Source organism: Arenimonas alkanexedens (assembly GCF_054781355.1).
On record NZ_BAAGUO010000005.1, the window covers coordinates 23,240 to 34,653 of the forward strand.

Here is an 11,414-nt window from a genome sequence, read left to right on the forward strand (position 1 = left end):
ATCTCTCCCGGTGGACTCGGCCGATCAGTTCGGTTGCGGGAAGGCGGACAGCTTGCCTTCGGTGGTCACGGCAAACAGCATGCCGTTGGCGGCGACCTGCGGGGTACCCAGGATGGGCGCCCGCTCGACCCGGGTGCGGCCGGCAAGGGTGCCGTCCGCGATTCGGATCCAGTGCAGATAGCCATCGAGGTCACCGAACACCGCGTAGTCACCGTGGATGGCCGGCGACGTGAGCATGCGCCGGGCGAGCACGTCCTGCTTCCACAGCGCGCTGCCGTTGTAGCGGTCCAGGGCCCACACCGTGCCCGCGGAATCGGCGAGGATCACGCGGTCTGCCAACAACGCCAGGCCGCCATAGCCGCCGGTATCGCGGTTCCACAGCGGACGCCCGCTATTGGTGTCGATGGCCATGGTCTGACCCTTGTAGCTGGTGGCGTAGATGGCATCGATACCCACCTGGATCTCACCATCAACGTCGGCCATGCGCTCGAGGTCGTTGCGACCCTCGGGCTGGGCGACCAGCTGTTCCCAGACGCGCTGGCCATCGGCCAGCCGCAGGGAGATGACGCTGCCGTCGTCGTAGCCAAGGTAGACAAAACCATTGCCGGCGACGGGCGAACCGTTACCACGCACACCCAGGCCCGGCAGGCCGCGATCGAACACCCACTTGCGGGCACCGTCAGCGGCATCGAGACCGAAGGTGCGTCCATCGTTGCTGCGCACGACTACGAAACCACCGGTGATCAGCGGGGTTGTGATGACCTCGGAGGTCACCGCGGTGCGCCAGCGCTCGGCGCCGCTGTCGGCGTCAAAGGCGACGACCTCGCCATTGCGGCCGCCGATGACGACCAGGCCATTGGCTACGCCGGGGCTGCCGGACAGGCCGGCGTCGATTTCCTTGCGGCGCCAGAACAGAACGCGGTTGCCTTCCTTGCCGGTCTTTACCGCTTCCGAATCCCAAAGGGTGTCGCCGGTGTTGATGTTCAGCGCCAGCACGCGTCCCTCGTCGTTGGACACAAACACGCGCTCGCCTTCGATTGCCGGCCGCGGGCGCAGGCCAAGCTTTTCCATGCCATCGCCAAGCTTGCGCGACCAGGCGGCATTGATGGCGATGGGGCTGGTGATCTCGACCAGCTCCGCCGGTTCGATAGCCTTGGCTTTGTCGGATCCGAACCAGCCCTTGACCGAGGCGCAACCGGTAGTCAGCGTCAGGATGAGGGCGATGAGCAAGGTGCGAAGCAGCATGCGGTTAGATCTCCGGCTGAGCCGTCGGCGAACCGCCGGCATCGGTAAGTTTCATTTCAACGATCGAGCGCGTCGGAGCAGCGATATCCAGGGTGGCCAAGGCTTGCTCGTAGGCGGCGCGGGCGGCGTCGCGACGGCCCAGGGCCATCTCGGCGTCGCCACGAACTTCGGCAGCCGCCGAGGCGTAAGTGGTTACGGCGGCACTGTCGAGGCGCTTGAGCGCGTCCTCGGGCTTGCCGCTGTTGACCAGCAGGCGGGCAGCGCGCAGACGCGCCAGCTCGGCCAGCATCGGGTCAATCTTGTCGCGGTCGATGGCATCCAAGGCAGCCACCGCGTCGGTGTCCTTGTCAGCGCCATGCAGCTGCTTCGCCTGGGCAAGCGCAGCCAGGGCCGGATAGATGGTGTCGGCGTGATCTTGTTCCAGTACCGTGGCGTGAGCCTCGGCCTTGGCGGTTTCGCCCGCTTCAAGCGCTTGGTTGTACGCGCGGAATTCGATGGCGGCCTGAACCTTTTCATTGGCCTGCTGGCCCTGCCACCACTGCCAGCCACCGAGGCAGGCCAGGCCCAGGGCCACGCCGCCAATCAGTGAGGAACCGTTGTTTCGCAGCCAGGTGCGAACGCGTTCGCCCTGTTCGTATTCGTCGATCTCGTCCATGGAAGGCTTCTTCAGGCCGGCGTAGCAACGCCGGCGGGGGTGATCGGGAAACCGGCGGCAGGGCCGCGGTCAGTTGCCCGGGGGAGCGGGTTGGCCGGTAGAGGATACCGTAAAGCGGGCGACGTTCGCGGCGCGATACGGCGTCAGATCGACCGGCGTGCCGGCAAAACTGACTTCGACCGCATCTGCCTTCCCGAGAGTAATACTTGCGACCTGTCCGGCGGCGTAACGACGCACGTCACCGCCAGCGACCAGACCGCGCTCGATCCGTCGGCCGTCGGCATCTAGCACCTCTACCCAGCTCTCCTCACGGAAGCTGAGCAGCAGGCCCGACGCTGGCTCGTCACGCCGGAATGACGGCGCCATCGAAGCCATTACCGGGTCCGGGGCCGCATCCGGCGCCAGCGCAGTGGATGCGTCATCGGCCGCGGGAGCGCCCACGTCCAAAGCCACGCTTGCGGTGACGGGCAGCGCGGCGATCGGCTCAGCGGGTGTGAAGGCCGACGGCGTGTCGAGCACCAGCTGCTCCGGCGCCTGGCTCGTCTGGTAATGACGAGCCACCAGCACCACCGGAATGACCAGCACCGCGGTCATCAGCAGGTAAACGGCATTGCGGACCGACTGATCGACGACGCGGCGCATCCGGGAGCGCGTGCCCATAGGCACCAACTGCGGCGTCGGCTTGGTTTGCGCGGCCTGTTCGGCCAGCGTTTCGGGCAGACCCACCAGGCGCAGATAGCTGCCGAGGTAGCTGCGCACGTACACCGGCGCGCCAAGGCGAGGCCAGTCGTCCTGCTCCATGGCCTCGACGATCGCCAGCGGAAGCTTCAGCTGCTGAGCGACCTGGACCGCGGACAACGCCTGCGATTCCCGCGCCTGCTTTAGACGCAGACCGATCGGATCTGGAAACAGAGCTTCCTGCGTGACGTCTGGAGTCATGGCTGGAGCGAGCCTTGGTTGTCGGACGAGGTGTAGTTGGGGAACTGATCCTGCAGTCGCTGACGGTAGCGACGGGCGGCGACCGTGTCGCCAGCCGCCTGCTCGATGCGGGCGGCGAGATCAAGCAGCTCTGCGGAAAGCGCGCCCAGCGACTCGCGACGCTGGTAGAAAGCGCGGGCGCCCATGTAGTTGCCGCTGAGGAACTGCAGCTCGGCCATCTGGGCCAGCAGGCCGGGATTCTCGGGGGCGACTTCGATGCCTTGGCGCAGGTGCTGCTCGGCGGCCGCCAACTTACCGGCCTCCATCGCACACTTGCCGGCGTTGAAGTAAGCCTGGTCGCGCGCCTTGTAGAACGGGTCTTTAACCGCACGGACGAACATCAGCTCGGCCTCGTCCGCCCTACGGTTCTGGCACAGCCACACGGCATAGACGTTGAGCACGTGCCCGGAGTCGGGGTCGAGCCTGGCAGCACGCTCGAAATGCTCGCCGGCGCGGGAGTTGTCCGCCAGGCGCTCGCGGATAAGGCCAAGAACGACCTGCACGTCGGCCGAGTTGGGGTCGCTGCGAAGAGCGCGGTTGGCGCGGTCGAGGGCGTATTCGAGCTTGCCCGCGCCCAGATAGTTCTGGGCCAGGTTGAGGTTGGCGACGCCCTTGTTGGTCATCGCCGCCTGGCTGCCCAGCGCGCTGCCAGACGAGGACTTGGCGGACGGGGAACCTGCGCAGCCGGCGGCGAGCACCAGGGCGAAGGCGAGCAGGCTGTTGCGAACAGCATCACGCGGCATCGGACACTCCCTGTTGTTCGAGCTTGCGTTTGAACTCCGCCTGGCGGCGCGTTTTGTCCATCACCTGGCCCTTGAGCTGCCCGCAGGCCGCATCAATGTCGTCGCCGCGGGTGCGCCTGACCATCGTCAGCACCTTCTGGTCGAGCAGTATCTTCTGGAAGGCGCGGATGTCGGCTTCCTCGGAGCGCTCGAAGCGCGTGCCGGTGAAGGGGTTGAACGGAATCAGGTTCACCTTGGCTGCGTCTTCGCGCTGGACGCGGGCATCGAACTTGCGCATCAGCTGGGCCAGCGCGCGGGCATGCGCCGGCTGGTCGTTGACGCCCTTCATCATGGTGTATTCGAAGGTGATCGAGGTGCGCGGCTTGCGCAGCGCGTAGCGCACGCAGGCTTCGAGCAATTCCGCGATCGGGTATTTCTTGTTCAGCGGAACCAGCTCGGTTCGAAGATCATCCTCTGGCGCATGCAGCGACACCGCCAGCGACACGTCGCTGACCTCGGAGAGTTTGTCGATCATCGGCACCAGGCCGGCGGTGGACAGGGTGACGCGCTTGTTCGCCAGGCCGAAGCCATAGTCGTCGCGCATCAGGCTCATGGCGCGCACGACGTTGTCGAAGTTCAGCAGCGGCTCGCCCATCCCCATCATCACGACGTTGGTGAGCTTGCGGTGCTTGTGGGTCTGGTTGCCCAGGTGCTTGGACGCCGTCCAGACCTGGCCGATGATCTCGGCGGTGGACAGGTTGCGATTGAAGCCCTGGGTGGCGGTGGAACAGAACTGGCAGTTCAGGCCGCAGCCGACCTGGCTGGACACGCAAAGCGTGCCGCGGCCCTTGTCGGGAATGAACACGGCTTCGATGGCGTTCGAGGTATCCATGCCCAGCAGCCACTTGTGGGTGCCATCGGTGGAACCTTTGTCGAGCACCACGTTGGGCGGGCGGATCTCGCAGTGCTGCTCAAGCCGCGCCCGCAGCGCCTTGCCGACATCGGTCATTTGCTCGAAGTCGGTGACGTGCTGGTGGTACATCCACTTCATGATCTGGTGGGCGCGGAAACGCTTCTCGCCGAGGGTCTCGGCGAAGAAGCGTTCCAGGCCCTCGCGATCGAGGTCGAACAGGTTCACCCGCGAACCGGCCTGCCCTTCCGGGTTGGTCTGCGACGGGATGATCTTGTCCATGGCCTCGGTCACGTCGACACCGCTCAGCGCGGGCAGAGCTCGGTGGCGGCGAAGAAGTACGCGGTTTCGATCGCGGCGTTCTCGACGCTGTCGGAACCGTGCACGGCATTGGCGTCAATCGACTGCGCGAAATCAGCGCGGATGGTGCCGGCAGCGGCTTCCTTCGGATTGGTGGCGCCCATCAGGTCGCGGTTGACCTGCATGGCGTTCTCGCCTTCGAGTACCTGGATCATCACCGGGCCGGAAATCATGAACTCGACCAGCGCGTTGAAGAACGGGCGCTCGCGGTGCACGGCGTAGAAGCCTTCGGCTTCCTTGCGGGAGAGGTGCTTCATCTTGGCGGCGACGACCTTCAGGCCGGCCTTCTCGAAGCGGGCGTAGATCTCGCCGATCACGTTCTTGGCGACCGCGTCGGGCTTGATGATGGAAATGGTGCGCTCCAGCGCCATGGTGAAACTCCGTGGGTTCTAAGGGGTTGTTGGGTCTGCAAATTTAACACAATTCCCCGTCCCGGCGAGGGCTTAGCGTGAATCCCTGAAAACTTCCGGAGGCTCGATCACCCGATCTTGCCGGCCCTTGGCGCGGGATGTCGTGCATCCGCTTGATTCAATCGCCCATTTGACGCCGGCGGCGAGCGGCGTACACTCACCAACAACCGTTTTAATCGAGCGCTGGCAGGCCATGACGACAAGCCACTTCAATACCAAGGAACGCATCCTGGGCGCCGCCGAGGAACTGTTCGCACAGCACGGCTTCGCAGGCACCTCGCTGCGCCAGGTCACCAGTCGCGCGGACGTCAACATCGCCGCAGTGAACTACCACTTCGGCAGCAAGGAGAACCTGGTCAACGAGGTCTTCCGCCGCCGCATGGACGAGATGAGCGAGCGCCGGCTGGCCCAGCTGCGGGTCGCCCAGGAAACCCAGCCGGGCGACCTGGAGGCCATCCTGGCGGCCTTTATCGAGCCGCCGCTGGCGCTGACCATCGACCGCCACGGCGGGTCAGCCTTCGTCCGGGTCCTGGCCCGCGCCTTCGCCGAGAAGAACGACCGGCTGCGCAAGTTCCTGTCCGACAACTACGGCCACGTCCTTCGGGAGTTCGCCAAGGCCATCGGCCAGGCCGTCCCGGCCCTGGCCAAGGAAGACCTGTATTGGCGCCTGGACTTCACCGCCGGCGCGCTCACCTATGCCATGGCCGATTTCGGGCTGATCAAGCGGCCGACCGGCGTGTCCGAGAAGGCCCACTGCGAAAAGGCCGCCCAGGCCCTCATCCGCTTCGCCGCCGCCGGCCTCCGGGCCGACTGAGCCCCGACACCCCTTCCACGTTCCCTCCTCCCACGGAGTTCTACCCATGCCTCAACTTCGCATCCGCAAGGTGGCCGTGCTCGGCGCCGGTGTGATGGGCGCGCAGATCGCCGCCCACCTCGTCAATGCCGACGTCGACACGATCCTGTTCGACCTGCCCGCCAAGGAAGGCCCGCCCAACGGCATCGTCGACAAGGCCATCGCCAACCTCGGCAAGCTCTCGCCGGCCCCCTTCGCCAGCAAGTCCAAGGCGGCCGCAATCACGGCGGCCAACTACGACCAGCACCTCGAGCTGCTCAAGGACTGCGACCTGATCATCGAGGCGATTGCCGAACGCACCGACTGGAAGAAGGCGCTGTACGACCGGATCGAGGCCTATGTGGCGCCGCACGCGATCCTCGCAACCAACACTTCCGGCTTGTCAATCAATGGCTTGGCAGAAGTTCTTCCGGAATCACTTCATAGCCGGTTCTGCGGCGTGCATTTCTTCAACCCGCCCCGCTACATGCACCTGGCCGAGCTGATTCCCTGCGCCAAGACCGACAAGGCCGTGCTCGAAGGCCTGGAGACCTTCCTGGTCACCACGCTGGGCAAGGGCGTGGTCTATGCCAAGGACACCCCGAACTTCATCGGCAACCGCATCGGCGTGTTCTCGATCCTCTCGACCCTGCACCACACGGCGCAGTTCGGGCTGGGCTTTGATGAAGTCGACGCCCTGACCGGCCCGCTGCTGGGGCGCCCGAAGTCGGCGACCTACCGCACCTCGGACGTGGTCGGCCTCGACACCATGGCCCATGTGATCAAGACCATGGCCGACACCCTGCCCGACGACCCCTGGCACAAGTACTTCAAGGCGCCGGACTGGCTGAAGGCCTTGATCGAGAAAGGTGCGCTGGGCCAGAAGACCGGCGCCGGCATCTTCATGAAGAAGGGCAAGGACATCGTGGTGCTGGACCTCAAGGCCCAGGACTACCGCCCGGCCACCGGCGCAGCCGACCCCGAGGTCATCGCCATCCTCAAGAACAAGGATCCGGCCGAGAAGTTCGCCCAGCTGCGCGCCAGCCAGCATCCGCAGGCGCAGTTCCTGTGGTCGGTGTTCCGCGACCTGTTCCACTACAGCGCCTTCCACCTGGCCTCGATCGCCGAGACCGCCCGTGACGTGGACCTGGCCATCCGCTGGGGTTACGGCTGGAGCCTGGGCCCGTTCGAGTCCTGGCAGTCCGCCGGCTGGAAGCAGGTGGCCGACTGGATCGCCGAGGACATCGTCGCCGGCAAGTCCATGTCGGACGCGCCGCTGCCGAACTGGGTGTTCGACGGCCGCGACGGCGTGCACGCGGCCGAGGGCAGCTTCAGCCCGGTCCGCGGCGAAATGCAGCCTCGCTCAAACCTGGCCGTCTACAACCGCCAGCGCTTCCCGGACCCGGTGCTGGGCGAACGCGCGGCCCCGGGCACCACGGTGTTCGAGACCGACAGCGTGCGCATGTGGCATGACGGGGACGGCATCGCCGTACTGAGCTTCAAGACCAAGATGAACACCGTCGGCGACGGCGTGCTGGCCGGCATCGGCGAGGCCATCGACCGCGCCGAGCAGGACTTCCGCGGCCTGGTGCTGTGGCAGACCAAGGAGCCGTTCTCGGCCGGCGCCGACCTGTCCGGGGCCATGGCCTCGCTGCAGGCGGGTCGCATCGACGAGTTCGAGGCGATGGTGAAGACCTTCCAGGCCACCAGCCAGCGCATCAAGTATTCGCTGGTCCCGGTGATCGCGGCCGTGCGCGGCCTGGGCCTGGGCGGCGGCTGTGAGTTCCAGATGCATTCGGCCCGCAGCGTGTTCTCGCTCGAGAGCTACATCGGCCTGGTCGAGGCCGGCGTCGGCCTGCTGCCCGCCGGCGGTGGCCTGAAGGAAATCGCGGTGCGCGCGTCAGCGCTCGCGGGTCCGGGCGGCGATGTCTTTGCCGCGCTCAAGCCCTACTTCGAGACGATCGCGATGGGCAAGGTGTCCGCCTCCGCGCTGGAAGCCAAGGAGCTCAAGCTGGCGCGCGACAACGACGTGGTGGTGTTCAACCAGTACGAACTGCTGCACGTGGCCAAGGCGCAGGCTTTGGCGTTGGCCGAGTCGGGCTACCGCCCGCCCCTGCCCGCCCGCCAGGTCCAGGTGGCCGGCGACGTGGGCATCGCCACCTTCAAGATGATGCTGGTGAACATGCTCGAGGGCCGCTTCATCTCCGAGCATGACTACGAGGTGTCCAGCCGCATCGCGACCGTGATGTGCGGGGGTGAGGTCGACCGCGGCGCGCTGGTGGACGAGGAGTGGCTGCTTAGGCTCGAACGCGAACACTTCGTCGCGCTGGCCCAGATGCCCAAGACCCAGGAACGCATCCTGCACACGCTCAAGACCGGCAAGCCGCTGAGGAACTGACCCCATGACCAAGCAAATCCAGGACGCCTACATCGTCGCCGCCACCCGCACCCCGGTCGGCAAGGCCCCGCGCGGCGTTTTCCGCAACACCCGTCCCGATGAAATGCTCGCCCACGTGCTTCGTGCCGTGGTCGCGCAGGTCCCGGGCATTGACCCGACCCGTATTGACGACGCCATCATCGGCTGCGCGATGCCCGAGGGCGAGCAAGGCATGAACGTGGCGCGAATCGGCCTGCTGCTTGCCGGCCTGCCGAACGTGATCGCTGCGCAGACCATCAACCGCTTCTGCTCGTCGGGCCTGCAGGCGGTCGCCATGGCCGCCGACCAGATCCGCCTGGGCAACGCCGACCTGATGCTGGCCGGCGGCACCGAGTCCATGTCCATGGTGCCGATGATGGGCAACAAGGTGGCCATGAGCCCGCAGGTGTTCGCCAAGGACGAGAACGTCGCCATCGCCTACGGCATGGGCATCACGGCCGAGAAAGTCGCGGAGGAATGGAAGGTTTCGCGCGAGGATCAGGACGCGTTCGCCGTCGCTTCGCATCGCAAGGCACTGGCGGCGCAGGCCGCCGGCGAGTTCGCTGCGGAAATCTCGCCCTACCAGGTGATCTCGCGCCAGCCGGTGATCGGCAGCAACACCATCAAGCTTCGCGAGATGCTGGTGGAGCATGACGAAGGCCCGCGCGCCGACACCAGCATGGAAGGGCTCGCCCGCCTGCGCCCGGTGTTCCGCAACGGCGGCAGCGTCACCGCCGCGACCTCGTCGCAGATGTCGGACGGCGCGGCGGCCGTGATGCTGGCTTCGGAAAAGGCCATCAAGGAATACGGTCTGACCCCGCTGGCGCGCTTCGTCAGCTTCTCGGTGGCCGGTGTCCGCCCCGAAGTGATGGGCATCGGTCCGATTGCGGCGATTCCCAAGGCGCTCAAGCAGGCCGGCCTGACCCAGGACCAGATGGACTGGATCGAGCTCAACGAGGCCTTCGCAGCACAAGCCCTGGCCGTTATCCGCACCTGCGGCCTGGACCCGGACAAGGTGAACCCACTGGGCGGCGCCATCGCCCTGGGTCATCCGCTCGGTGCCACCGGCGCCATCCGCACCGCGACCATCGTCCACGGCATGCAGCGCCACAAGAGCAAGTACGGCATGGTCACGATGTGCATCGGCACCGGCATGGGCGCGGCGGGCATTTTCGAAGCGCTCTGATCTCGCGCCAAGGCAACGAACGATAGACGGGCCCTTCGGGGCCCGTTCTCTATCAGGCCAAGCGGGTACCGTTGGGCACCGGGCGCTCGATCGCGGTGAGCACGACGCCGTTTTCGGTGTGGAAGCCGGTGAGCAGGAACTCCGACATCAGCGGACCCACCTGCTTGGGCGGGAAATTGATCACACCGACAATTTGCCGACCGACCAGATCGTCGGCCCCGTAGAGCGCGGCGACCTGGGCGCTGGTCTTGCGGACGCCGTGCGGGCCAAAATCCACCCACAGCTTCCAGGCGGGCTTGCGCGCCTCGGGGAAGTCCTCCACCCGCAGCACGGTTCCGGCGCAAAGGTGCACCTTCTCGAAGTCGGCCCAGCTGATCGTGGTTGTGACGTCACTGCTCATGGCTTCCGGCCCTCTCGTCGATCTTTCCAGGCGTCGCGGGCCTGGTACCACCAGTAGCTCAGCTGCGCGCCCAGAAAACCCGCAGGCTTCAAGGCCGACACCAGTCCATAGCTGCTGAATTCGCGCCAGCGCGGGTCATCTTCGGCGATCGCCGCCGCCAGCACCTCACCGGCGAACGTGGTGGGCGCCACCCCGTGTCCGCCGAAAGCCTGGGCCAGCCACAGGCCTTCGTCAACACGCCCAATCTGCGGCATCTGGTGCCGGGCGTAGCTCATCAGGCCAGACCAGGCGTAGTCGATGCCGACGTCCTCGAGCTGTGGATACACCTTCAGCATGTCCCGGCGCAGCAGGCGCTTGACCGCCGCCGGCGAGCGATCGCGGACTGAGATACGGCCACCCCAGAGGATGCGACTATCCGGCAGTGGCCGGTAATAGTCGAAGGCAAAACGGGTGTCGTAGATCGCGGCGCGGGTGCGTATCACCTCGTCCAGGCGCGGACCCAGTGGCTCGGTGACCATCACATAGGTCGCAATCGGCAGCACACCGGCATCGACCTCGCGACGCAGGCCGGCCAAGTAGCCACCACAGCACAGCACCACCTGCCGGGCCAGCACCTCGCCCTGCGGCGTGCGCACCCGCCAGCCCTGCCCCGCCCGCTCCAGCGCGATCGCGGGCGAAGCCTCGTGCAGCCGCACCCCGAGCTCACCCGCGACCCGGGCCAGGCCGTTGGCATAGTCCAGTGGATTGAAGTGCAGCGCATTGCGCTCGAGCAGCGCCTCGCTGTAGCGCCGGGTGGTCACGTGCTCGGCGAGCTGCTCGCGCGAGACCCAATCCCAGCGTGTGTCGAAGTGTTCGGCCAGCAGCGCCTGCCGCGCGCGAAGCGGCGCCGGGTCGCGGAACCAGTTGGCCCAAAGCACACCGGCATCGGTGGCCTGGCAGGCGATGTCGTGGCGGGCGATGCGGGCGCGGATCAGTTCCACCGCGCCCTGGGTGCCCTGGTAAAGCCGACGGGCAGCCTGGGGGCCCAACTCCGCCAGCAGCGCGTCTTCGCCGCGGGAAAACCCACCGAAGACGAAACCACCGTTTCGGCCCGAGGCGCCGTGGGCGACGGTGTCGGCCTCGAGCAGAACCACGCTGCGCTGGCCGCGTTCGGCCAGGCCCAGGGCAGTATTGAGTCCGGCGAAGCCGGCGCCGACGATGCAAACCTCAGCCTCGCGTGTACCCGACAGCGGCGGATGCGTGGGCACCGTCGCCGAGGTGGCCCGGTAGTAGCTGGCGATCCCCATCGACGGGGTCCCGG

Annotated in this window: 11 protein-coding genes; 3 read left to right on the forward strand and 8 right to left on the reverse strand. The window is 66.5% G+C overall.

The window, feature by feature from the left end; all coding sequences use genetic code 11:
- Positions 1 to 24: 24 nt before the first annotated feature.
- From bamB to ndk, 6 genes are all read right to left on the reverse strand, one after another.
- Positions 25 to 1,245 carry an outer membrane protein assembly factor BamB gene (gene bamB / locus ACYVGY_RS11040; protein WP_460457547.1) on the reverse strand — a complete coding sequence of 407 codons (1,221 nt, stop codon included), beginning with the start codon at positions 1,243 to 1,245 and terminating at the stop codon, positions 25 to 27.
- Between the two features lie 4 nt (positions 1,246 to 1,249).
- Positions 1,250 to 1,900, reverse strand: a complete 651-nt coding sequence (locus tag ACYVGY_RS11045; protein WP_460457548.1) for a YfgM family protein — start codon at positions 1,898 to 1,900, stop codon at positions 1,250 to 1,252.
- A 69-nt stretch (positions 1,901 to 1,969) separates the two neighbouring features.
- Positions 1,970 to 2,839: a RodZ domain-containing protein gene (locus ACYVGY_RS11050; RefSeq protein ID WP_460457549.1), complete on the reverse strand. Its 870-nt coding sequence runs from the start codon at positions 2,837 to 2,839 to the stop codon at positions 1,970 to 1,972.
- Positions 2,836 to 3,621, reverse strand: coding sequence for a type IV pilus biogenesis/stability protein PilW (gene pilW / locus ACYVGY_RS11055; RefSeq protein WP_460457550.1), 786 nt, complete (start codon positions 3,619 to 3,621; stop codon positions 2,836 to 2,838). The genes ACYVGY_RS11050 and pilW overlap by 4 nt, the downstream gene beginning before the upstream one ends.
- Positions 3,611 to 4,792, reverse strand: coding sequence for a dual-specificity RNA methyltransferase RlmN (gene rlmN / locus ACYVGY_RS11060; RefSeq protein ID WP_460457645.1), 1,182 nt, complete (start codon positions 4,790 to 4,792; stop codon positions 3,611 to 3,613). The genes pilW and rlmN overlap by 11 nt, the downstream gene beginning before the upstream one ends.
- 23 nt (positions 4,793 to 4,815) lie before the next feature.
- The gene (gene ndk, locus ACYVGY_RS11065) at positions 4,816 to 5,241 is read right to left on the reverse strand and encodes a nucleoside-diphosphate kinase (RefSeq protein ID WP_460457551.1); all 426 of its coding nucleotides are present in this window, start codon (positions 5,239 to 5,241) and stop codon (positions 4,816 to 4,818) included.
- A 232-nt stretch (positions 5,242 to 5,473) separates the two neighbouring features.
- Here ndk and ACYVGY_RS11070 point away from each other — a divergent pair, with 232 nt between their 5' ends.
- From ACYVGY_RS11070 to ACYVGY_RS11080, 3 genes are read left to right on the forward strand one after another with little or no spacing between them, the layout of a single operon-like run.
- Positions 5,474 to 6,094 carry a TetR/AcrR family transcriptional regulator gene (locus ACYVGY_RS11070; RefSeq protein ID WP_460457552.1) on the forward strand — a complete coding sequence of 207 codons (621 nt, stop codon included), beginning with the start codon at positions 5,474 to 5,476 and terminating at the stop codon, positions 6,092 to 6,094.
- Positions 6,095 to 6,140: 46 nt separating this feature from the next.
- Positions 6,141 to 8,510, forward strand: coding sequence for a 3-hydroxyacyl-CoA dehydrogenase/enoyl-CoA hydratase family protein (locus ACYVGY_RS11075; protein ID WP_460457553.1), 2,370 nt, complete (start codon positions 6,141 to 6,143; stop codon positions 8,508 to 8,510).
- Between the two features lie 4 nt (positions 8,511 to 8,514).
- Positions 8,515 to 9,714 carry an acetyl-CoA C-acyltransferase gene (locus tag ACYVGY_RS11080; protein WP_460457554.1) on the forward strand — a complete coding sequence of 400 codons (1,200 nt, stop codon included), beginning with the start codon at positions 8,515 to 8,517 and terminating at the stop codon, positions 9,712 to 9,714.
- A gap of 52 nt (positions 9,715 to 9,766) precedes the next feature.
- Here ACYVGY_RS11080 and ACYVGY_RS11085 read toward each other — a convergent pair whose 3' ends face one another.
- Complete coding sequence (locus ACYVGY_RS11085) at positions 9,767 to 10,114, reverse strand: tRNA-binding protein (RefSeq protein WP_460457555.1); 348 nt, start codon at positions 10,112 to 10,114, stop codon at positions 9,767 to 9,769.
- Complete coding sequence (locus ACYVGY_RS11090; protein ID WP_460457556.1) at positions 10,111 to 11,400, reverse strand: NAD(P)/FAD-dependent oxidoreductase; 1,290 nt, start codon at positions 11,398 to 11,400, stop codon at positions 10,111 to 10,113. The genes ACYVGY_RS11085 and ACYVGY_RS11090 overlap by 4 nt, the downstream gene beginning before the upstream one ends.
- Positions 11,401 to 11,414: the final 14 nt, after the last annotated feature.

Excerpts from the sequence above, each read along its gene's own strand:
- ACYVGY_RS11080 (WP_460457554.1), top strand. The coding sequence starts at position 8,515 with ATGACCAAGCAAATCCAGGACGCCTACATCGTCGCCGCCACCCGCACC.
- ACYVGY_RS11070 (WP_460457552.1), top strand. The coding sequence starts at position 5,474 with ATGACGACAAGCCACTTCAATACCAAGGAACGCATCCTGGGCGCCGCC.
- ACYVGY_RS11050 (WP_460457549.1), bottom strand. The coding sequence starts at position 2,839 with ATGACTCCAGACGTCACGCAGGAAGCTCTGTTTCCAGATCCGATCGGT.
- bamB (WP_460457547.1), bottom strand. The coding sequence starts at position 1,245 with ATGCTGCTTCGCACCTTGCTCATCGCCCTCATCCTGACGCTGACTACC.
- rlmN (WP_460457645.1), bottom strand. The coding sequence starts at position 4,792 with ATGGACAAGATCATCCCGTCGCAGACCAACCCGGAAGGGCAGGCCGGT.
- ACYVGY_RS11045 (WP_460457548.1), bottom strand. The coding sequence starts at position 1,900 with ATGGACGAGATCGACGAATACGAACAGGGCGAACGCGTTCGCACCTGG.
- pilW (WP_460457550.1), bottom strand. The coding sequence starts at position 3,621 with ATGCCGCGTGATGCTGTTCGCAACAGCCTGCTCGCCTTCGCCCTGGTG.
- ndk (WP_460457551.1), bottom strand. The coding sequence starts at position 5,241 with ATGGCGCTGGAGCGCACCATTTCCATCATCAAGCCCGACGCGGTCGCC.
- ACYVGY_RS11075 (WP_460457553.1), top strand. The coding sequence starts at position 6,141 with ATGCCTCAACTTCGCATCCGCAAGGTGGCCGTGCTCGGCGCCGGTGTG.
- ACYVGY_RS11085 (WP_460457555.1), bottom strand. The coding sequence starts at position 10,114 with ATGAGCAGTGACGTCACAACCACGATCAGCTGGGCCGACTTCGAGAAG.
- ACYVGY_RS11090 (WP_460457556.1), bottom strand. The coding sequence starts at position 11,400 with ATGGGGATCGCCAGCTACTACCGGGCCACCTCGGCGACGGTGCCCACG.